Source organism: Ferrimonas kyonanensis DSM 18153 (assembly GCF_000425405.1).
Taxonomy (GTDB): domain Bacteria; phylum Pseudomonadota; class Gammaproteobacteria; order Enterobacterales; family Shewanellaceae; genus Ferrimonas; species Ferrimonas kyonanensis.
Map to the genome: position 1 here is coordinate 327,861 of NZ_KE384364.1, position 22,352 is coordinate 350,212.

At 57.1% G+C, this 22,352-nt stretch carries 16 protein-coding genes; 6 read left to right on the forward strand and 10 right to left on the reverse strand.

Going from position 1 to position 22,352, the window contains the following annotated elements:
• Positions 1–48: 48 nt before the first annotated feature.
• Positions 49–1,029 carry a calcium/sodium antiporter gene (locus H598_RS0117060; protein ID WP_028114079.1) on the reverse strand — a complete coding sequence of 327 codons (981 nt, stop codon included), beginning with the start codon at positions 1,027–1,029 and terminating at the stop codon, positions 49–51.
• A gap of 345 nt (positions 1,030–1,374) precedes the next feature.
• On the opposite strand from H598_RS0117060, the gene H598_RS24800 reads away from it, so the two are divergent.
• A complete protein-coding gene (locus H598_RS24800) occupies positions 1,375–3,069 on the forward strand; it encodes a bifunctional metallophosphatase/5'-nucleotidase (protein WP_051252821.1) in 1,695 nt (564 codons plus the stop codon).
• A gap of 143 nt (positions 3,070–3,212) precedes the next feature.
• On the opposite strand, the gene phoU is transcribed toward H598_RS24800, so the two are convergent.
• Genes phoU through H598_RS0117085 form a run of 4 tightly spaced genes read right to left on the reverse strand, consistent with a single transcriptional unit; the run spans position 3,213 to position 8,662 of the window.
• The gene (gene phoU / locus H598_RS0117070; protein WP_028114080.1) at positions 3,213–3,920 is read right to left on the reverse strand and encodes a phosphate signaling complex protein PhoU; all 708 of its coding nucleotides are present in this window, start codon (positions 3,918–3,920) and stop codon (positions 3,213–3,215) included.
• A 12-nt stretch (positions 3,921–3,932) separates the two neighbouring features.
• Positions 3,933–4,751 (reverse strand): phosphate ABC transporter ATP-binding protein PstB, encoded by an 819-nt coding sequence (pstB, locus tag H598_RS0117075; RefSeq protein WP_028114081.1) that lies wholly within the window; start codon positions 4,749–4,751, stop codon positions 3,933–3,935.
• A 15-nt stretch (positions 4,752–4,766) separates the two neighbouring features.
• A complete protein-coding gene (gene pstA / locus H598_RS0117080; RefSeq protein WP_028114082.1) occupies positions 4,767–6,416 on the reverse strand; it encodes a phosphate ABC transporter permease PstA in 1,650 nt (549 codons plus the stop codon).
• Positions 6,417–6,433: 17 nt separating this feature from the next.
• Positions 6,434–8,662: an ABC transporter permease subunit gene (locus H598_RS0117085; RefSeq protein ID WP_028114083.1), complete on the reverse strand. Its 2,229-nt coding sequence runs from the start codon at positions 8,660–8,662 to the stop codon at positions 6,434–6,436.
• A gap of 110 nt (positions 8,663–8,772) precedes the next feature.
• On the opposite strand from H598_RS0117085, the gene H598_RS0117090 reads away from it, so the two are divergent.
• The 3 genes from H598_RS0117090 to H598_RS0117100 all read left to right on the forward strand — a co-directional run bounded on the left by H598_RS0117090 (position 8,773) and on the right by H598_RS0117100 (position 12,932).
• Complete coding sequence (locus H598_RS0117090; RefSeq protein WP_028114084.1) at positions 8,773–9,276, forward strand: glycine cleavage system transcriptional repressor; 504 nt, start codon at positions 8,773–8,775, stop codon at positions 9,274–9,276.
• Positions 9,277–9,363: 87 nt separating this feature from the next.
• Positions 9,364–11,463, forward strand: coding sequence for a polyphosphate kinase 1 (ppk1, locus tag H598_RS24805; RefSeq protein ID WP_051252822.1), 2,100 nt, complete (start codon positions 9,364–9,366; stop codon positions 11,461–11,463).
• Positions 11,448–12,932 carry a Ppx/GppA phosphatase family protein gene (locus H598_RS0117100; RefSeq protein ID WP_028114085.1) on the forward strand — a complete coding sequence of 495 codons (1,485 nt, stop codon included), beginning with the start codon at positions 11,448–11,450 and terminating at the stop codon, positions 12,930–12,932. The genes ppk1 and H598_RS0117100 overlap by 16 nt, the downstream gene beginning before the upstream one ends.
• Positions 12,933–13,032: 100 nt before the next feature.
• Here the strand turns inward: H598_RS0117100 and H598_RS0117105 are convergent, their stop codons facing one another.
• The 4 genes from H598_RS0117105 to H598_RS0117120 form a co-directional block, all read right to left on the reverse strand.
• The gene (locus H598_RS0117105) at positions 13,033–14,004 is read right to left on the reverse strand and encodes a PstS family phosphate ABC transporter substrate-binding protein (protein WP_028114086.1); all 972 of its coding nucleotides are present in this window, start codon (positions 14,002–14,004) and stop codon (positions 13,033–13,035) included.
• A gap of 104 nt (positions 14,005–14,108) precedes the next feature.
• On the reverse strand, positions 14,109–15,410 hold the full coding sequence (gene phoR / locus H598_RS0117110) for a phosphate regulon sensor histidine kinase PhoR (protein WP_028114087.1): 1,302 nt from the start codon (positions 15,408–15,410) through the stop codon (positions 14,109–14,111).
• Between the two features lie 101 nt (positions 15,411–15,511).
• The gene (phoB, locus tag H598_RS0117115) at positions 15,512–16,201 is read right to left on the reverse strand and encodes a phosphate regulon transcriptional regulator PhoB (protein WP_028114088.1); all 690 of its coding nucleotides are present in this window, start codon (positions 16,199–16,201) and stop codon (positions 15,512–15,514) included.
• A gap of 145 nt (positions 16,202–16,346) precedes the next feature.
• Positions 16,347–17,273 carry a porin gene (locus H598_RS0117120; RefSeq protein WP_028114089.1) on the reverse strand — a complete coding sequence of 309 codons (927 nt, stop codon included), beginning with the start codon at positions 17,271–17,273 and terminating at the stop codon, positions 16,347–16,349.
• Positions 17,274–17,499: 226 nt separating this feature from the next.
• Between H598_RS0117120 and rdgC the strand changes: the two genes are divergently transcribed.
• Positions 17,500–18,414 (forward strand): recombination-associated protein RdgC, encoded by a 915-nt coding sequence (gene rdgC / locus H598_RS0117125; RefSeq protein ID WP_028114090.1) that lies wholly within the window; start codon positions 17,500–17,502, stop codon positions 18,412–18,414.
• A gap of 63 nt (positions 18,415–18,477) precedes the next feature.
• On the opposite strand, the gene H598_RS0117130 is transcribed toward rdgC, so the two are convergent.
• The gene (locus H598_RS0117130; protein ID WP_028114091.1) at positions 18,478–20,253 is read right to left on the reverse strand and encodes a M61 family metallopeptidase; all 1,776 of its coding nucleotides are present in this window, start codon (positions 20,251–20,253) and stop codon (positions 18,478–18,480) included.
• 525 nt (positions 20,254–20,778) lie between these two features.
• On the opposite strand from H598_RS0117130, the gene H598_RS0117135 reads away from it, so the two are divergent.
• On the forward strand, positions 20,779–22,335 hold the full coding sequence (locus tag H598_RS0117135; RefSeq protein WP_028114092.1) for a GGDEF domain-containing protein: 1,557 nt from the start codon (positions 20,779–20,781) through the stop codon (positions 22,333–22,335).
• Positions 22,336–22,352 lie beyond the last annotated feature (17 nt).

Sequence of the window (22,352 nt, forward strand, 5' to 3'; positions counted from 1 at the left end):
CGACCAAGTTTAAGTCACTTAGAAATCGATATTTTTTAACCGATTCTATTAAAGTGCGGCCCCAACATCCCTGGCCAGTACCCCCATGTAACTGGCAAAGCCCAGCAGCAGGGTCACCCCGGCCATCCGGTGCATGGGCACCGCCGCCGCCCGGCCACCACTGAGTCGGGCCAGATAGAAAAACACCCCGGTCACCAGCGTCAACGCGGTCATCACCGGCAGATCTCGAGCCAGCACCTCCGCTGGCAACGTCACCCCATCCCCAATCAGCCCGGGAAAAGCCAGTACGCCCAGCAGGTTAAAGATGTTTGAGCCGATCACCGTCGCCAGCGTCATGTCGTACAAGCCACGGCGCACGCCGGCGATGGCCGCCGCCAACTCGGGCAGACTGGTGCCAAAGGCGATCACCGTCAGACCAATCACCAGCTCACTGATGCCAAACGCCCGCGCCAGCTCGACACTGCCCCAGACCATCACCTGGGAACTGGCCAGCAGCAGCACCAGCATCAACAGGGTTTCGATCATGGCCCGGTGCTTGCCGATGGCCAGGAACTCGACATCCACCTCATCGTCGCTGTTGTGGCTTCGACCCAGGTAGATACCGTAAGCCACCATGCCCGCCAGCAACGCCAGCCCCTGAGGCCAACCCAGGTAGCCATTCCACAGCAACAGGTAGGCAAACAGCACCACCGCCGCCAGTATGGGAAACTCACGTTTTAGGAATTGACGACTGACCATCAATGGCGTGATCAAGGCACAGATTCCCAGCACTAAACCGGTATTGATGATGTTGGAGCCGATGGCATTGCCCACCGACAGCCCTTCGGCGCCATTGAGTGCCGCCACCGCACTGACCAACAGCTCCGGCGCCGAGGTACCAAAGGCGACAATGGTCATGCCAATAAAGACGATGGACAGCCCCATGTGTTTGGCCAGGGTCGCCGCGGCGCCAATCAGGCGATCGGCACTCACGGTCAGCACAGCAAAGCCACCGATTACGGCCATCAGGGGTAACAACAGAGAAGACACAATAAAGACACTCCGAGGGCAACGCACACGAACACCTCGCCCCCTGCCCTCGCCGGAGTTGAGCTGTTCGAGTCTCATCAATCCGTAATGCCACCTGATAGTGGATTACGCCGACAGTGCCAAGCCGACAGGCTGAGGATGTTGACACTGCCCCCTGCTTTAGCGCAGAGCGACTACTCCCCCGAAATCTGGAGCGGAATTATAGCCAGCGTCATCGGCAAACACCAGCCCTGTCCGGTGCCATCGATAACAAAAAATTCCCCTTGCCGGCCTCGCTCCTGAGCGGATTCGGAGTATAATTACTCGGTTCACGACCCGCGCCTTCCGGCGCCGCCTAGGAGTACCATGTCCAGCCACCGCCCCCTGCGCCTGACCCTCGCCCACATCAACGACACCCACTCCCAGTTTGATCCGACCACCCTGGCCCTGACGTTGCCAACCCTGGGTCAGGTACACGCCCCTTGTGGCGGTTATCCCCGACTGTCGAGTGCGCTGAATCAAGCCAGGGCGGATGCCCGCCAGACCGGTCGCCAGTTACTGGCGCTGCACGCCGGTGACTGCTTTCAGGGTTCGCTGTATTTTTCTCACTACAAGGGTCGACTGAATGCCATCCTTAACAACCAGTTGGATCTGGATGCCATGGTACTGGGCAATCACGAGTTCGACCTCGGCAACCCGATGCTGTCGACCTTTATCCAAGGTTTGCAGTTTCCGGTATTGGCGGCCAACATGGATCTCAGCCAGGAACGCACCGACAAAACGTCACCGATGCGTGGCCTCAGCAACCTGTTGGATTACGATCCAGGGCAACAGCGGGGCCGTTACCTGGTTAAACACCTGGATGGCGAACCGGTGGCCCTGTTCGGGCTGACACTGGATAACATGCATGAGCTGGCCTGTGCCGACAACGACACCCAGTTTCATCCTTGCCTGGACGTCGCCCGCGCCACCATCGACGCCATCGAACATGCGGGCATCAATAAGATCATCATTCTCAGCCATCTGGGCTACGATCGGGATCTGCAGCTGGCCGAGCAACTGGATGGCGTCGCCGCCATCATCGGCGGCCACACCCACGTACTGCAAGGTGACTTTCAGAACCTGGGGCTCGGCGGCCGGGATCACTACGCCGTGGTCATCAACAATACCGCCGTGGTTCAGGCTGGCAGCAACGCCTTGTTTCTTGGGCAGTTGCAGCTGGATCTGGACGCAGACGGCACCCTCAGACGCGTCGATGGTGGCAATGCCCTGCTGGTGGGGCAGACCCTCAGCACCGACGCCGAGGGCCGTCACCCTTTGCCACCAGCACAAACAGAGCAAGCCCTCGCCTACCTGAGCCAACAAACCAACGTCACCCTGGCCGACAACGACCCAGCCCTTCAAACTCTGTTGCAGCAACACTACAAGCCAGCCCTGCTGGAATTTGAACAACAGATCATTGCCCGGACTCAGCAGCCCCTGCGCCACCTTCGAATTCCGGATGATCAAGGGGGCAGCCAGGTGGCACCGCTGCTGGCCAGAGCCATGCGCTGGCAGGCCAGGCAGTTGGGACACCAGGTGGACTTCGGCCTGCACAACGCCGGCGGCACCCGCGCCTCCGTCAATCAAGGGCCGATCAGCGCCGGCTGGGTCGCCGGCACCCTGGCGCCCTTTGCCATTGGCATCGTCAAATACCAGGTGAGCGGCGATGCCTTAAGAGCCACCCTGGAGTCGGCCATCAACAATGCCCTCAATAACGGTGTGGTCGGCACTGGTACCGGCAGCTACCCCTACGTCTGGGGGCTAAGATTCCGCTACGATGCCGAGGCCGACATGGGCCAGCGCATTGTGCAGCTGCAGTGCCGCCATCAGGGACACTGGGTCGATGTCGACGCCCAGCGGCAATACACCGGCGTCTCTACCGGTTATACCGCTGCCGGCAAAGAAGGTTACTACCCACTGGCCCACCTGCCCGAGCCGCCACTGGAGCTGCAGATCACCATTGCCGAAGCGGTGATCAACCACTGGCGTCATCTGGGCCAACTGGAGCCAGCACTGTAAGTCCGCAGAGGTCGGCGAAGAGTGACTTCCCGCCACGCGGCGCTGTTCCCTCTCAGCCAATGGCTAGCAAACTGATGAGCTAAAAGCCGCTTTGAAGGCACAAAAAAACCGGGCCAGGCCCGGTTTTTCATCCGCATCACACCTTAACGCAGCAGATCTTCCATGTCGTCGGTGTCCATATGGCGCACGTCTTTGCCTTTGACAAAATAGATGACGTACTCACAGATGTTCTGGCAACGATCGCCGATGCGCTCCAAAGCCCGGGCCGCCCACAACACATCGAGAATGCCGGGGATCGAGCGGGGATCTTCCATCATGAAGGTCATCAGCTGGCGAATCACCGCTTCGTACTCGCCGTCGACCTTAACGTCTTCCTTGTGAATGCGGAACGCCGCATCCACATCCATGCGAGCAAAGGCATCCAGGGTTTCGTGCAGCATTCGCGCCGCATGCCGGCCCATGGCTTCCATGGACACCAGCGTACCTTTACGGCTGCCGCCCTTGGTCTCCAGCACCGTGCGCCCCACCCGCACACAGGCATCACCGATGCGCTCCAGGTCGGCGGTGGTCTTGGAGATGGCCAGTACCAGACGCAGGTCCGACGCCGCCGGCTGACGCTTGGCGATGATGCGAGTACACTCCTCATCGATGGCGACTTCCATGGCATTGATCTTGCGGTCCGTGGCCATCACCTTCTTAGCCAGATCCTGATCCCCGGTTTGCAGGGAGTGCAGCGCGTCATTGAGCTGCTGCTCCAGCAAGCCGCCCATGGCCATCACTTGGCTGCGGACATCCTCCAGCTCCAGATTGAACTGGCCGGAGATGTGTTTTCCCAAGTTATTGTTATCCATTGCCTACAATCCTTATCCGTAACGACCGGTGATGTAATCTTCGGTCTTCTTCTTCGCTGGAGTGGTAAACAGGGTATTGGTGTCGGCGTACTCGATCAATTCCCCCATGTACATAAACGCAGTCTGATCCGAGACCCGCGCCGCCTGCTGCATGTTGTGAGTCACGATCACCACGGTAAACTGATCTTTGAGGGTATGAATCAGCTCCTCAATGGTCAGGGTGGAGATGGGGTCCAGGGCCGAGGTCGGCTCATCCAGCAACAGCACTTCCGGCTGAATGGCGATGGCGCGGGCAATCACCAGTCGTTGCTGCTGCCCCCCTGACAGCCCAAAAGCGTTGTCATGGAGTCGGTCTTTGACCTCGTCCCACAGGGCGGCGCCCTTCAGCGAACGCTCCACCGCTTCATCCAGATCCCGGCGGTTGTTGATGCCCTGCAGACGCAGGCCATAAACCACGTTTTCATAGATGGATTTGGGAAACGGGTTGGGACGCTGGAACACCATGCCCACATTGCGACGCAGCGACGCCACATCCACATGCTTACCGTAGATGTCATCATTGTTCAGCAGGATCTGGCCGTCGACCCGGCAGCTGTCCACCAAGTCGTTCATGCGGTTCAAGCAACGCAGCAGGGTGGATTTACCACAGCCTGACGGGCCAATAAAGGCGGTAACCTGGTTTCGCGGAATCTTCATGGTGATGCCCGACAGCGCCTGTTTGTCGCCGTAATACAGGTTCAGGTTGTCGATGTCGAAGGCAGTCATCTCAGGCGACAGCTGTTTCAGATCCAGCGGCGCCGAGGATTTGTTCAAGGCTTCAATTGCAATCATGGTCATTCTCTCGGCTTAGTGTTCCAGGGAACGGAATTTTTCACGCAGGTGATTTCGCACCCCGATGGCAGTCAGGTTCAGTGCCACAATGACACTGACCAGCAGGAACGAGGTGGCGTACACCAGCGGCCGCGCCGCTTCCACGTTCGGGCTCTGGAAACCCACATCGTAGATGTGAAAGCCCAGATGCATAAATTTACGATCAAGGTGGACATATGGCCAGTTGCCATCCACCGGCAGGGTCGAGGCCAGTTTGACCACCCCCACCAACATCAGCGGTGCCACTTCACCGGCGGCGCGAGCCACCGCCAGAATCAAACCGGTCATGATCGCCGGGCTGGCCATGGGAAGAACAATCCGCCACAGAGTCTCGGCCTTGGTGGCACCCAGCGCCAATGAGCCGTGGCGAACACTGCTGGGGATTCGGGACAGGCCCTCCTCGGTCGACACAATCACCACCGGCAACGTCAGAATTGCCAGAGTCAGTGCCGACCAGATCACCCCGGGCGTGCCAAAGGTCGGGTTCGGCAACGCTTCCGGATAGAACAGCTCATCCAGCGAACCGCCCACCATGTAAACGAAGAACCCCAGACCAAACACGCCGTAGACAATCGAGGGTACCCCGGCGAGGTTGATCACCGCGATACGAATCAGCCGGGTCAGGCCGTTCTTGGCTGCGTACTCATGCAAATACACCGCGGCGACGACACCAAATGGCGTCACAATCACCGCCATCAGCAGCACCATGAACACGGTGCCAAAGATGGCCGGGAACACCCCGCCTTCGGTGTTGGCTTCCCGAGGGTCATCACTGATGAACTTGCCGATGGCGTGAAACCAGTGACCCACCTTGCCCATCAGACCCAGCTGATTCGGATAGGCCACATCCAGCACGCTGTCCATCGGCAGAGTCACCCGCTCTCCGCGCATGTCCCGCACCACGATGGCGTCCTCGGCCGCCTGGTCACGCAGATCAAACAGCCGCTTCTCCAGCACCAGGTAGTCCTGATTCAAGGCGGTACGCTTGGCATCGAGTTCCGCCAGCGCCTGTGCCGTCAACTGATGGTTCAGCTCCAGTTTGCGCTCATCCAGGCGCAAGCGCTCCAGTTGGTAGTTGATGCGACCGATGTCGACCTTCTGCAACTCTTCTGCCTGCTCATGCAGCTCGGCGGTCTTTTCAATGGCCAGGGCCAGTTGGGGCTTCAGCGCCTCACCGTCGTAGCGTTTGCCATCAAAGATCAGCTCGACCGGATAGCCGTAGAAGTTGCCATTCTTGTTACGTTCGAACACGGCGATGTCGTCTGGCAGCGTCTGCGACTGAATGGTCGGCTCGATGATCCAGCGAAAATCCAGTGGCACATACTCACGGTTGCCGGTCTTCACCAGGTAGCGAGTGATGAACTCCCCCTCGACTTCGAGTTCAATACCCGACTGCTGCAACCGCTCTACGGGCACCTGTTCTCTGTCGTAGATCTCGCCGATGACCCGCTCGACCTGACCATTGTTCACCTGAAGATCGAACTGATACACCGGTGAAGGCCAGAAATACACCAGCCCCTTCCAGGCGATCATCAACAACAACCCCAGCACCGCAATCAAGCTTAGGCTCACGGCACCCGCCGTCATCCAAATCCAGGGAGAGCCCGATTTAAACCACTTACCCATTGTCTTATTCCCTTCCATTACAGGGTGCTGTACTTATCACGCAACCGCTGACGGACAAACTCGGCCAACGTGTTGAACATAAAGGTGAAAATGAAGAGCACGAAGGCCGTCAGGAACAGTACCCGATAATGCGAGCTGCCGATGGCCGATTCCGGCATCTCAACGGCGATGTTGGCGGACAGGGTGCGCATCCCCTCAAACAGGTTCCACTCCATCAGCGGGGTATTGCCCGTGGCCATCAGCACGATCATGGTTTCCCCCACGGCGCGGCCCACTCCCATCATCACCGCCGAGAAGATGCCCGGACTGGCCGTCAACATCACCACTCGGGTCAGGGTCTGCCAGGTGGTGGCCCCCAGTGCCAGCGAACCATTCACCAGATGCCTGGGCACTGAGAACACCGCGTCTTCGGCAATGGAGAAGATGGTCGGAATCACCGCAAACCCCATGGCAATGCCCACAACCAGGGCATTTCGTTGGTCAAAAGTGATGCCCAGCTCATTGGTCACGAAGCGACGGGCATCGCCGTCCATCAACAGGGTCTCTACCACCGGACTCAGCGACATCGCGCCCCAGCCCACCAGCACCAGCAACGGCACCAGCATCAGTTCGCGTAGCTCACCCCAGCGGGAGCTTTGAATGTTACGTGGCAGCGAGTGCCAAATCAGCGCCGCCAGCAACACCGACAGCGGCAACGACAGCATCAACATAAAGATGCCCGGCAGGTTGTCCTCCACCAACGGCGCCAGCCACAAGCCCGCCAGAAAACCCAAAATTACCGTTGGCAGGGCTTCCATGATCTCAATGGTGGGCTTGACAATGCTGCGCACTCGGCCGGACATGAAGTAGGCGGTATACACCGCACCGGCCAGTGCCAGAGGCGTGGCGAACAGCATGGCGTACAACGCCGCCTTCAGGGTGCCGAAGGCCAGAGGCATCAGGCTCAGCTTGGCTTCGAAGTCATCAGACCCGGACGTGGACTGCCACACATAAGCTGGCTCGGGGTAACCCTCGTACCAGACTTTCTGCCACAACGCACTCCAGGACACCTCCGGGTGGGCATTGTCGAGATCGGCGAACTGCAACTGATTGCCAGACTGAATAGCCAATCCATTGCCACGAGGCGAAAACGCCATCATGGTCACCGCCGTGTCACCGAAGCGTTCGGTCAGCAGCTTGTTCTCGCTGGTGGTGTAAAACAGCTGTACTTGACCGTCGCTGGTGCCGGCGACAAAACTCTTGCGGAAAAACTCCGAGGCCAGGCTGGGCGTGTCAACACCGGTAGCGAATTCACGAATGCGCTCGAAGCGACGACCCTCTTTGCCAGCCACCTGAAACCACTGGGAGATCACACCGTTGTCATTGGCCACCATCAACGAACTGGCGCCGGCCAACAATTCAATATCGCTGATGCGGGCACCGGCTTCCGCCGCTTCCAGCACCTGCTCGATGTAGGGGGCATCGCCGTCCTCAACGTTCAGTACCGTTACCCGGTTACCGGCCAGAATAAACAAGCGTGCCTGGTCCGGAGTCAGCAGCAGCTTGTCGATGCGCTCCGATGAACCCGGCAGAGGATAATCGTTTCGGGCCCACACCACTTCGTCGGTCAAAAAATCGACGTCGGCACTCATGCGGGTCAGCACCAGATCATTGGAATCGGTGTCGCTCCAGATAAAGGTGCTGCCTTCATCGCCGGCGGCAAACACCAACTGATCGATGGCCTTGCCGTCACTCAGTTGCAATGCCTCGGCCCCAAGGGGATAACGCAGCTGCGGAGTCACGGTGCGAACATCATTGGGGTAGCTGATGGCAAAATCCGGTTGAACCACCCAGACACTGCCGTCATCAAACGCCAGGGCTGCGCTGCGCTCCGACGGGTTGCTGCGGGAAAACCCGGTCGCGCGAATGCCGGGCGCCGTGGGGATCGACAAGGTCGAATCCATGTTATTGGATGTTAATGAAAAAAACTGAACATCCCCAGAAGACGTGATACGGTAAAGGTATTCACGCTGCTCATCGGTACCCAGCTGCACCGTCGATTCGGTACCCGATAAGGTGGTGGTAAACCCCGGGGTCAGGCTGGCCCCTTTAAATACCGGCGCTACCACGTAGAGCAGATAGAAAAAGATCAGCAACAGGGCGATCAGCACCATGATGCCGCCCGCGGTGACACCGTATCTCGCAAGCCGGTCCTTTATCAGGCGCCGATGGCTCGCACGGTATTTGTCAGCAATCGTCTGTTCCATCAATATCCTCTAACAAGTGGGAGCAGTCGTTTTTGAATTGGTGTGGAGTATATGTCTGTTGTATGACACTTGTGTTACACCGACCTTCATAATTCGTTTTAGGAGCCTGTATGGAAAAGTGGATTTTGAGTGTAATCGGCGAGGATTACCCGGGTATTACCGAAACTCTGGCCCAGGCCATTCAAGACAACCAGGCCAACTGGCTCGACGCCAGCCTGCGCCGCATCGGTGACCGCTATGCCGGCATCATCGAGCTGGAACTGCCCGCCGCCAACCTCCAGGCCTTGAAACAGCAGTTGGGCACCATACGCGGCCTCAACATCGAGCTGCAGCGGGTCACCCCTAAGGTCACCCCAAGCCTGCAGTTCCACCTGGAAGTGATTGGCAACGACCGGCCCGGCATCGTTGCCAGTGTCACCGAAATCATCCGTGGTCACCGGGCCAACATCGACCAACTCGAGAGCGATCTGGACACTGCCAATCACACCGGAGTGCCGCTGTTTCGTCTCAATATCCTGTTAACCGCACAGGATGAGGAGCAACTGGATCGCATGGAGCAATCTCTGTTTACTCTGGGTGATGATCTGATGGTGGAGTACCAACGCATTAGCTAAAATCCAGCAAAAGTATCTGACATTTCATATCGATGACACTTTTCTGACAGAGAATGCTGCGCACACTCAATAAAAGGGACAGAAACGATGTCTGCGCAATCCCATTTTCCCTATACCGACAAAGAGCTCAGTTGGCTCGCCTTTAACGAGCGGGTGCTGCAGGAAGCGGCCGACCCCAGCGTGCCCGTGATCGAGCGGGTGCGTTTTCTTGGCATCTATTCCAATAACCAGGATGAATTCTTCCGGGTACGGGTGGCCGACGTGCGCCGCCAGATCCTTATCGACGAATCTAAGGGCGGCGGCGAGGGCGCTCGAGCCCTGCTGGCGGCCATCAATGCCAAGGTGCTGGCGCTGCAAACCAAGTTTGATGACATCTACCGGCAACTGATCCACGACCTGGCCCGGCGCAACATTTTCCTGGTTAACGAGAAGCAACTCAGTCCGGAGCAGGGAAAGTGGCTCAAGCGTCATTTCCGTGAACGGATTCGCCGCCACATCGTGCCGTTGATCGTCGATGAACATACCGAGTTGGCCCGCAGCCTCAACGACGGAACCACCTACCTGGTGGCCGGTATCCGCAAAGGCGAGCGAATCACCTACTGCCTGATCGAAGTCCCCACCCTGCAGGTTCCCCGGTTCGTGCAGCTACCGGCAGAGGGCAGCAAAAAACGTAAGACTCTGATACTGCTGGACAACATTATTCGCCATTGCCTGGAAGAGGTGTTTACCGGCTTTTTTGACTTCGATACGGTCGAGTGCTTTTCCATCAAGCTGACCCGGGACGCCGAGTACGACCTGTCCGATGAGATTGAGATGAGCCTGCTGGAAAAGATGTCGTCCGGGCTGAAACAGCGACTGACCGCCGAGCCCGTCAGTTTTGTCTACGATAGGGACATGCCCAGGCACATGCTGGAGATGCTGCAGGATAACCTCAGTATTGCCGGCGTCGACTCGATGATTCCCGGTGGTCGCTACCACTGCTTCCGCGACTTTATCGGCTTTCCCAATCCCGGCCGAGCCTACCTGGAAAACCCCAGGATTGCCCCGATGCGCAGTCGCCAGTTCAGTGAATATGCCAACACCTTCGAGGCGATTCGCGCCGGCGACATCCTGCTTTATTACCCCTACCATACCTTTAACCATGTGACCGAAATGCTGCGTCAGGCCGCCTTCGATCCGGCGGTGCGATCCATCAAGATCAACATCTACCGGGTGGCCAAGCACTCCCAGATCGTCCATTCGTTGATCGAAGCGGTAAAAAACGGCAAAGAGGTCTCAGTGGTGGTGGAACTGCAAGCGCGCTTCGACGAAGAGGCCAACATCGAGTGGGCCAAGTTCCTGACCGATCACGGCGTACGCATCAACTTTGGTATCCCGACCCTGAAAATTCACTCCAAGCTTATCCTGATCAAACGACTGGAACAGGGGCAACTCAAGCACTACGCCCACATCGGCACCGGCAACTTCCACGAAAAGACGGCTAAGATCTATACCGATTTTGCCCTGTTCACCTGTCATGAGGAGATTTGCAGCGAGGTGGACAACGTGTTTGAGTTCATTGAACACAGCTACAAGAAGTTCAAGTTCAATCACCTGCTGGTGTCGCCGAATGACGCCCGTCGCAAGCTGTACAGCCTGATTGATCGTGAAATTCAGAATCAGCTGGCGGGCAAGCCCTCAGGCATTACGCTTAAAATCAATAACCTAGCAGACAAGGGGCTGATCAAACGCCTGTATGACGCCTCTCGCAATGGCGTCAAAATCCGACTGATCATTCGCGGCATGTGCTCACTGCAGCCGGGCATCAAAGGGGTGTCGGAGAATATTACCGCCATCTCGGTGGTGGATCGCTTCCTCGAACACCCTCGCATCATGGTGTTCAATAACAGCGGCGACCCCAAGGTGTTCCTCTCCAGCGCCGACTGGATGACCCGCAACATCGACAAACGCATTGAGGTGGGTTGCCCCATCTATCAGCCGCAACTGAAACAACAGATTATCGATATTCTGAACCTGCAGTTCAAAGACACCACCAAGGCACGCATCCTGGATAAGGCGCAGCAAAACCACTATGTGAAACGCGGCAACCGTAAAAAAATCCGATCTCAGATTGCCATCTATGATTACCTTTTCGACTATGAAAAAAGACTGACTCTTAAGACTCCCAGCCTATGGAACAGAAAATAGACAGTGGCAACGGCCGCATCCTGGCGGCCATCGATCTCGGCTCAAACAGCTTTCACCTCGGCATCGCCCGGGTGATTGCCGGTGACATTCAACCGATGCACCGTCTCAAACAGCGGGTACAGCTGGCGGAAAATACCGATAACAGCGGTAACCTCAGCCCCGAAGCCATGGAACGCGGCCTGGAATGCCTGAAGCAGTTCAGTCAGCGACTCAGCGAGATGCACTTCGACCAGATTCGCATTGTCGCCACCTATGCCCTGCGCCAGGCGCCCAACCGCTACCAGTTTATCGAGCAGGCCCGTGCCATCTTGGATCACCCTATCGAGGTGATCCCGGGTCGGGAAGAGGCACGCCTGATCTATCAGGGCGTCAGCCAAAACCAGATCATCGCCACCCCGACGCTGGTCATTGACATCGGCGGAGGCAGCACCGAACTGGTCATTGGCCAGGGCCACACCCCGGTCCAGCTGGAAAGCCTGTCCATGGGCTGCGTCAGCTTTCAATCTCGCTTCTTCGGCGAAGGCAAGCTGTCCTCAAAGCGGATGAAAAAAGCCATTCTGGCGGCCGAGCAGCAACTGGAGTTGCTGCAGCAACGGTACCTTCATACCGGGTTTGAGGCTGCCATCGGCTGTTCCGGCACCATTAAGGCCATCGCCTTGCTGCTCAATGACGGCGACCTCAGCGCCCCCATCAGCCTAAAAGCGCTGCTGCAACTGGCACGCACCATTGGCGAACACGATCACGTCGATCAACTGCCGTTCGAACAACTGGCGGAGCTGCGGCGAAAAGTGCTGCCGTCCGGCTTGGCCATCCTGATTGCCTGTTTCAGGCAGCTTGATATTGAACAGATGCAGTTCAGCGAGTTTGCCTTACGGGAAGGGGTATTGAGTGAACTGGCAAACCAGGATGTTCATCTGAACATTCAGGCCAGAACCATCCAATCCCTGCAGCAGCGTTACCAACTGGATACTCATCACAGCGTTCGGATTCAGGCCAGCGCCCAGCAGTTGTACCGACAATTCAGCAACAACAAAAAACGGCTGGCCCTGTGGCTGGATTACGCCGCCGCCGTGCATGAAATCGGCCTGCAGGTAAACTACCGCGGCATCCATAAACACGGCGAGTACATTCTCAGCAATGCCAACCTGTCTGGCTTTAACACCGAAGAGCAGCAACTGCTGGCTTTCCTGGTTCGCTGGCAGCGAAAAAAGCTCAGCGGTTGCCAGTCTCCGCAGCTGCAGATGCTCAACAACAGCCAGCTTTGGCCACTGCTGATCGCCCTGAGGCTGTCGATCATGCTCCATCTGGGCCGACGTCATCACATCACCCTGCCACAATTGCAGCAGCAAGATAACACCCTGACTCTGACCTTCAGCGAACAACTGTCGGGCGACGACCTGCTGGTGGCGGATCTGGAGCAGGAGCAACTGCATCTGAAAGAGTTGGGCTGGCAGTTACAGTGGCAATGAGACTGGCTTCCTGAGCCCTTGGGTCATCGCCGCAACCGCGCCAGCCACAGACACAAAAAACCCGCCGAGTGGCGGGTTTTTCATTCGCTAGCGCAGTGGCTTACAGGTTGATACCCAGCTTAGCCATGTCCTTAGCAATCACCACCTTAGGCAGTGGCACATAACCGTCTTTGTCAACAATGGTCTGGCCCTGCTTGGACAGTACAAACTTCAGAAACTCCTGAGTCATCGGATCCAGGTCTTTATTGGGGTGCTTGTTCACGTACACGTACAGGTAACGGCTCAGCGGGTAAGTGCCGTTGGCGGCGTTGGCTGTGGTCGCATCGATGAACTTGCCGCCCTTCTTGGACAGGGGTACCGCTTTCACACCGGCAGTCTTATAGCCGATACCGGAGTAACCGATGGCATTGAGGCTGGTGGACACCGACTGTACCACCGAGGCAGAACCTGGCTGCTCGTTAACGCTGGCCTTGAAGTCCCCTTTACACAGGGCTTTTTTCTTAAAGTAACCGTAAGTACCGGACACTGAGTTACGGCCGTACAGCTGCACGTCTTTGCCTGACCAGCTGGCACTCAGACCCAGGTCACCCCAACGGGTAACATCGCTGCCGCCACACTTACGGGTGGAAGAGAAGATGCCGTCGACCTGCTTGATGGTCAAACCGTCAATCGGGTTGTCCTTATGGACAAACACCGCCAGGGCGTCAATGGCCACCCGTACCGGTGTCGGCTTATAACCGAAGCGCTTAACGAACGCTTCCTCTTCGTTGGGCTTCATCTTGCGGCTCATGGGACCAAACTGAGAGGTGCCTTCGGTCAGTGCCGGCGGCGCAGTAGAGGAACCGGCCGCCTGAATCTGTGGATTCACGTTTGGATACAGGCGCTTAAACTCTTCCGCCCACAGGGTCATCATGTTAGCCAGAGTATCGGAACCAACAGAGGAAAAATTACCAGAGACACCACTGGTCTTTTGGTAAGTTGCCAGAGCCGGGTCGATGGCAGCTGAGGTAGCAGAAGCGAAAAGGGTTGCAGCGGCAAAGCCCAGTGCACTAGCAAGTTGTTTGATTTTCATTTGGATTACTCCAGTATTTTTCGTAATCAGGTTTCGTTGACGGCTGCCAGTATTGACCGCAAAGATGACACTTATGTGACTGCGACATGACCCATAGATGACACTCATGCCTGTTCAGTCTGCTGAACCACAATCAGGTTGGCAGGAATGGAAAACCCAAAGGTACTGCCCTTGCCCACGGTGCTACGAATATCCAGCTGACTGTTGTGGTGACTGAGGGCATGTTTAACAATAGCAAGCCCGAGGCCACTGCCACCGGTCTGGCGGGAGCGAGCACGATCGACTCGGTAGAACCGCTCCGTCAGTCGGGGGATGTGCTCCAGGGCGATGCCGTCACCGCAGTCCTGAACTTCAAACCGCCCCACGTCCCCCACACGTTGCCAGCTGATGCGAACCTCGGTGCCCGCCGGTGAATAATGCACGGCGTTCTGAACCAGGTTGGCACAGGCACTTCGAATCTGCAGCTCATCCCCGTACATGTGTAGCCCAGGCTCAATATTCAACACCAGCTGATGCTTACCGGCAGAGAGCGCCTGCGCCTCGCCATGGACCTGGTTGAGGACCTCGGTCATGTCGATGCGGTGCTCCGGATCCACCTGGGTGGAAACCTCAATCTTGGACAGCGTCAATAACTGGTCCACCAGGCTCTTCATTCTCTGAGTCTGATCGGTCATCGCCGACACCTGCTTGGCGTCCATGGCCGGCGACATGGCCATCATCTCTAAGTAACCCTGCAGCACGGTCAACGGGGTCTTCAGTTCATGGGAGACATTGGCAACGAAGTCCCTGCGCATCGCCTCCAGTTGCCGCAGCCGGGTGACATCCCGGGCCAGCAACAGTTTCTGATTATCGCCGTAGGCCATAATCCGAATCTCCAGCAGCCTGGACTCGGACGCCGACGAGGCCATCTCGATGGGGTCGTCATAGTGGTTGCTGTGCAGGTAGGTAGAAAATGCCGGATAACGGATCAGGTTGTCGATGCGCTGACCCGCATCCTGAGGCCAGTGGATGCCCAGGTGCAGCTCCGCCAGTTTGTTGCACCAGGCGATCTGCCCCTCGTGCCCCATCACCACCGCCGCATCGGGAAGGGCTTCCGCCCCCTCACGGAAACGGGACAACAGCCGCGCCAGCTGCGAACGACGGCGGCGGTTTTTACCCTGCAGGCGATAGATGCCATTGAAAATCGGCTCCCAGCTGCCGCTGCCATGAGGCGGCGTCAGGCGGCGATCTTTCCACAACCAGTGCGCCAGTCGCGACAGGTGGCGATAGTGGTAGCCCAGCAATACCCAGGTACCAATCAGCAGCAGCAGGGTGAGCTGATCCAGCAGCAGCCCCAGCAGGCCCCACAATGAGAACCAGATAGCCAGACGGCCGGCAAGTCGGTAGCCAGAATACTCTTCAAACATTCAGTCGATAGCCTTGTTGAGTGACGCGTCCTGAAACGAAAAAACCCATTGCCTCGAAGCTAGCGCTACCGTCGCAATGGGTCAATCTCTACGGGAACCCGCTACACCTTGGTAGAAAACCGGTAGCCGGCGCCACGAACGGTCTGAATCAGACTGTCGTGACCATTAAGCTGTATCGCCTTGCGCAGGCGTCGAATGTGCACATCGACGGTGCGATCTTCCACGTACACGTTGGTTCCCCAGACGTTGTCCAACAGCTGTTCACGGCTGTAGACCCGCTCCGGGTGAGTCATAAAGAAGTGCAATAACCGGAACTCGGTCGGCCCCATATCCAGCAGGCTTTCATCGACGCTGACCCGGTGGCTGACCGGATCCAGCTTCAGACCCCGCACCTCGATCACCTCTTCCAGCCGGGTGGGTGCGCTGCGCCTGAGCACCGCCTTGATTCGAGCCACCAACTCCTTGGGAGAAAAGGGTTTAGTGATGTAATCGTCGGCCCCCACTTCCAGACCACGAACCCGATCCTCCTCCTCACCGCGAGCGGTCAGCATGATGATGGGGATCTGGCGGGTGTGATCCTGACCGCGTATCTGTTTGGCCAGCTGGATTCCGCTGCCGCCAGGCAACATCCAGTCCAGCAACACCAGGTCCGGGTAGGGTTCGGCCAGTTTCTGAACTCCCTGTTCAAAATCCTCGGCACTGACAGTCTGAAAGCCATGTTGGTCTAACACAAAGGTCAGCATGTCACGAATGGCAGATTCATCTTCAACAATTAAGATGCGGGCAGTCATTTCCTTCACTGTCCTTCCTCTGAAAAAACTGAGGTGATTATGGGTCAATCATATGACAGAAATATGACCATGTGACAGCCAGATTCAATAAAAAAGGGGCCTTAAGGCCCCTTTTTAGTGCGTTACACTGCTAGCGGCGTCATCGTTAGAACTTGTGCTCAAGACCGATGCCAAAGTAGTCATCCGCACTGCTGGACGACTCCAGGTCGCGCTGGGTGTAGTAAGCAAACAGCTTGGTTGGCTTACCCAGTTTGTAGTCGACCCCGGCGGAGATCGCTTCCCCCTTGGTATCCATGTCCTGGTACTGAGCCTTCAGGATTACCGCTGACAACTGGTAGCCGGCGCTGACCATAAAGCCATCTGTGCTGTCTTTACCCGCTTCCTCCTGATCCTGGTACATGGCGCCCAGCTTCAAGTCACCGATCTTACCCTGAACCGTGGCCCGCAAAATGCTGTCGAAGCCCTTGACGTCGGTGTCGTAGGCAACGGAGGCGTAGATGGCCGACTTCTTCAGCTTGGCATCGCCGTACATGGCGGCGACGGAGAAACCATCATCATCGTTCTTCTGGCTACCGGATTCTTCGGCAACGTAGGTGGCACCAAACTTAATCCCGGCAAACGTGGGCGACAGGTAAGTCACCGTCTGCTCCATGCGGTTTTCACCCTTGAACAGGTTCTTGATGTCGCCCTGCAGGTCACCGAACAGATCCACCTTGCCCTGAGACTGCTTCAGCATGGTGTCATTGCGGCCCACAGCAACCTCACCGAAGGCCCCGCGCAGGCCGACAAACTGGTTGCGGGCTTCAAAGTTGTCCTTATCATCGGCGCTGGTGTTGACTTCATACTCGATGGTGTAGAACGCTTCCAGATCGGCGCTCAGTTCAAACGCCCCCTTGACTCCCAGGCGAGAGGCGTTGGAATGAACGCCGGTGCTGCTGTCACCATCGACATCGAACGCATCGACAGAGACGTTCAGCTTACCGTAAACGGTCACAGGATCAGCGGCAGCTGCGGTCATTGGCAGAACAGCCGCGATCACGACGGCAACGACAGAGGGTTTAATCAGGTTCATCTCAGGTTTCCTTTAAAGGTAGGATTTACTTTTTAATTGGCCGCAGTGTGCCAGCGAGATGTGACAGTTTTATTGCGTGTTTTAACAGCATTTAACGTTTTAACGAATGGGGTTCGCGGCGAACTCGCGCAATCGACTCCGTCGGGAACCCGGCTTTGGGTTGCCACTCGAATCAGAACTCAATACACTGCCCAGCCATCCAACCCGCCTGAAACAGGACAACACCATGTGGTTTAAAAATTTGCTTCTCTACCGTCTCACCAAGCCGGTGGAGTGGGATGCCGACGCGCTGGAAAAGCAGTTGGAGCCCTTTATCTTCACGCCGGCGGGCAGCCAGGACATCAGCAAACTGGGCTTCGTTAAACCTCTGGGCAAGGTCGGGGAAAGCCTGGTGCATTCTGCTCAGGGCAACCTGCTTCTGGCCATCGAGAAAGAAGAAAAGATGTTGCCGGCATCGGTGATTCGCGAGGAGATGGAGCAGAAAGTCAGCCTCATCGAAGACGAACAGGGCCGCAAGGTCACCAAGAAAGAGAAAGACGGCATCAAGGATGAGATCGTTCATACCCTGCTGCCGCGGGCTTTCAGCCGCAAGAGCCGCACCCGCGCCCTGGTGCTGGCACCACTGCAGTTGGTGGTGGTCGAAGCCACCAGCCACAACAAGGCGGAAGAGCTGCTGAGCCTGCTGCGCAAAGCCATCGGCTCATTGCCCATCGCTCCGGTCAGCATGACCGCCCTGCCGGAAGAGAAGATGACCGAGTGGGTCACCAAGAACCACGTCGGCGAAGGTTTCACCCTGCTGGACGAGGCGACACTGAAAAGTCCGCTGGAAGATGGCGGCAGCGTGGCCCTGAAACAGTTGGCCCTGGACAGTGACGAGGTGGCCGCTCACATCCAGCAAGGAATGGAAGTGACTAAGGTGGCACTGGAGTACCGGGATGTGCTGTCGCTGGTACTGCAAAGTGACCTGTCGGTTAAGCGCCTGAAGTTCAGTGAAGAGATTCGCGACCAGAACAGCGAGTTTGAAAAAGAGGAGTTGGCTGCCCGTCTGGATGCCGACTTTGCGCTGATGTGCGGTGAACTGACCGGATTCCTACCAGACCTGTTTGCCGCCCTCGGCGGACAGGAGCAGCAGGACAGCTGATTCACTCCACTCGCGAATAAGGGCAAGCCATCGGCTTGCCCTTTTTGTTGGTGGAGAGGCCGGTTAATAGGGCCAGTCGATGCCGGCCCAGGCACGAAACGCCGCCTTCTGGGCAGGACTGACGTCGGCTTGTGCTTCCAACACCAGTTTGCCCGGGTGCCGTCGCTCAGGCGTCAGGGACAGCGTCATTAGCCGGTCACGACGAAACAGCGTCAGCGACACCGGCACATCCAGCGGCAGCTCTGCCAACCGATCCTGCCACTGGGACGCAGGCACCCTCATGCCGTTGATGGCGACCACCCGATCCTCGGTGGTCAGGCCCGCCTGCCAGGCGGGACCATCTCGGCGCACGTGGGTCACGGTCGCCAACCCCTGATCTTCGTTAACCTTAAGACCCAGCTCCGCCACCTCGTCTTGGTCCGAGCCCTTTCGTTGCAACCCCACCTGAGCCAGCATGGCATCAAAATCCAGTACATTGGGGCTGTCGATGGCCTGCTGCCACCAGGGCTCAAAGCTAGTGCCGGTCAGCAAACGTAAGCCATCTTTAACGTCCTGCTCGGTAAACCCGTCAGGCAGGCGATGGTTCTGATACAAGTAGCGGTGCAGATCCCGATAACTCTTATCGGCGTCGGTGCGATCGATGATGGCCAGATCCAGGGCCCAGGAAGCCAGGTAGCCTTCCGAATAGATATTGACGCTGTGGTTACGGGCGTAATCCCCACCAGTGGCAATCCACTCGTTGAAACTGGCCTCCGCCACACTCTGCCACTGCCGTCCCGGCGTTGCTTCACTGCGTTCGATGCGACGGGCAACGTCCTGCAAGAACTCCTCGACGGTGATCACCCCGGCCCTGAGCAGCAACTGGTTCTGAAAATAGCTGGTGGAGCCCTCCGCCAGCCACAACAGCCGGGTGTAGTTCTCCTGCTGGTAATCATAGGGCGTCAGCCCCGCCGGCCGATAAGCTTTGACGTTCCAGGTGTGCACAAATTCGTGGGAGGCGGTGGCGATAAACGGCAGATACTGTTCCCGCTTCCTGAAACTGTTGCGGGTGCGCTGGATCACCGTCGAGTTCAGGTGTTCGGTGGCGCCGCGGGCACCACTGGTGGCGTGAATCATAAACACGTAACGCTCATAAGGGTAGCCGCCCCACAGCGCCGCCCCCTCGGCCACCAGTCGCCGCAAGTCCTCGACGATGGCGTCAACGTCGTAGTTGCCCTCACCCCAAAACAACACCTGATAGTCACGACCATCAAGCGCAAAAGAGACCGACTGATGCACGCCAGTTTCGATTGGGCTGTCCACCAGCACGTCGTAGTTATCGGCCACAAACTGGTGAGGGGCCGGGCTGTCCATGCCGGAGACACTGCGCCACGCCTCGGGCACACTCAGCTCAACCCGCAGCGGCTGGTCTCGAAACTCGGGGCTATACATAAATACCCCGGACGCATCCAGGAAGCCGTGGCTGTCATCGATATGGCGGGAGCGGTCTCCCAGTTCATTGGCATACAGCTGGTAGCGCACTGTCACCCGGGTCGGGGCGGTCAGGGCGACCCGCCAGCTGCCCCTGGCCACCTTCTGCCATTCGAGAGGCTGGCCCTGGGCATCGGTCACCTGCAGCCGGCGTACACCGTCGGCCAGAGGCAACAACTGATAACGGCCGCTGCGCCAGTTGGGCATCTTGATCATCAGGGTATCGTGGTCGGTCTGGGGAAACTGCACCTCCACCTCGGCCAGGTGGTGCTGAGGCTGAGTGATGGCCAGACGGTAGTTCACCGACGCCGCCAGCGTTGAGGCTGGCAGCATCAGCAATCCCAGTATGAGTACAATGAGTTTGTGCATAGGTGTCCTTGTTATCGTTATCGCTCTCCTGAACAGCCCTCAAGTATAACAATTCCGGCAACAGAGTTAATCTCGGCGGTGACATGGATAAACGTTGTGAATAATTAAACCAATTTGGACGGCGGTCAAAAAACAGCCACGAGTATTTTGCGAACTTTTTTATTTATATTAAAAGGCAAGCGGCAATTGTGCTAAATGGATAAAGTCAGTGACGACTGCGGCGGTGGCCCGCAGCGGCGACCATTCGCCACCCGCCACCAAAATCGACAAAAATTGGAACATGAGTACGAAAATGATGTCATATCCAGTGAATAATCAGCCTTGCTGCGGGCTGAACAGGGAAATGCTCGTAGTTAAGTGCGTTCGTTAAGAATACTTAAACTCACAATGTAGAAATAAAGAATCCCTTTACCCATTGGGCGCTTGCACTTATAACCAAAGAAGTTACGATACGTGTAACAGCCCAAATAACAATTGAGACTGAAGAAGTAACTAGGGCTCGCCGGATTGAAGGTAGCAACGTAAATGAATATGGTCACTGACGCCAAATCTCAGCTGGAGCATATGCAGAAAAAGCTAGATAAAGTACGAAATGAGCATCAGGAGCTCGAGGACGTACGTGCAAAACAGCTTCAGGGACTGATTCAATTTTCTATGCGTCTGGGCCTGTGCTGCAAAGGACAGAACCTGGAGCTGGACAACCGTCTGGCCAAAATCCGTCACCTGCTGTCCGACACCAATAACCTGGACACCGCCCTGCCAGAAATGGGGGAGCTCAGTCGCGCCCTGCAAACTCAGTATCAAAACACCCAACGTGACATTGAGCACAACCAGCAGGCGATGCAGCAACTGGCTCGCCAACTCTCCAGCCTTAGCGGCATTCCCGATAAGTTAAAGCGGGAACTCAAGTACTACCAACTGGATATCCAGAAACCGATCCACACGGTGTGGGAGATCATCCCCCGGGTCGAGAAGCTGGTAAAATACTATGAGCAGTTGCTGCAGGAGCGGCTGGCCAAAGAAGACCGGATTCCCACCACCCCCAAGCACCGTCAATTGGCCCATGAGCTGTCACAGTTACTGGCGGAGATCGAGTTTCCCGGCCAGCACGGTGAGGTGATCAACGCCATCAAGGCGATGCTCAGCGGCGACGTTCAGGTGGATCAACTGCTGGAAGCCTACAGCCAGGTACTGAACATCCTGGTGGGGGAGATGGCCAAAGAGAAGAGTGCCTCGCAGCAGTTTCTCTCCGCCCTGACCGACTCGCTGTCGGTGGTGCGCCAGGCGATGAACGAAAACTGGCAAGCCTCCAGCAACAGCTACAAATCCAACAAGCTGTTTAATCAAAAGCTGAACAGCCATGTGGGCCAATTCAGTGAGAAGGTGGCCGCAGCCGAAGAGCTGGCAGCCCTCAAGGCGCAAGTGATCAATGAGCTGGCCTTCATTCGCCAGCAACTGAGCAAAAGAGACAATCAGGATCAGCAGGAATTCATGGCGATGAAGCAAAGCATGCAGAAGATGCAGGCTGAAATCACCGCCCTGGCCAGCGAAGCCGCCAGCTACAAAGACAAACTGATTGAGCAGCAACGCCTCAACCAGGTGGACGCCCTGACGCAACTCCCCAACCGGGCAGCATTGGATGAACAACTGAAGCGCTCCTACCGCCAGTTTAAGCGCTATGGTCACGATCTGTGGGTCACGGTGGCCGACATCGATCGCTTCAAAAGCATCAACGATAACTTTGGTCACTCTACCGGCGATAAAACCCTGCAGGTGGTGTCCATGGCCCTGAAGAACTCTCTGCGCAAGGAGGAGTTCGTCGCCCGCTATGGCGGCGAAGAATTTGTGGTGCTGTTGCCGGGCCTGGATAAAGAGCAGGTGCAGCAAGTGCTCAACCGAATTCGCGAGCGAATCAAAGCGATTCCATTTAAATTCCGCGATGAGCGCCTGTCCATCACCGTCTCCATCGGCGCCGCAAAAGTGGCTGCCAACGAGACCATTCAGGAGACCTTTGAACGTGCCGATGCCGCCCTGTACCGGGCCAAACGTCAGGGCAGAGACAAGGTGGAACTGGACGACTAACTCGAAATAGTTAGATA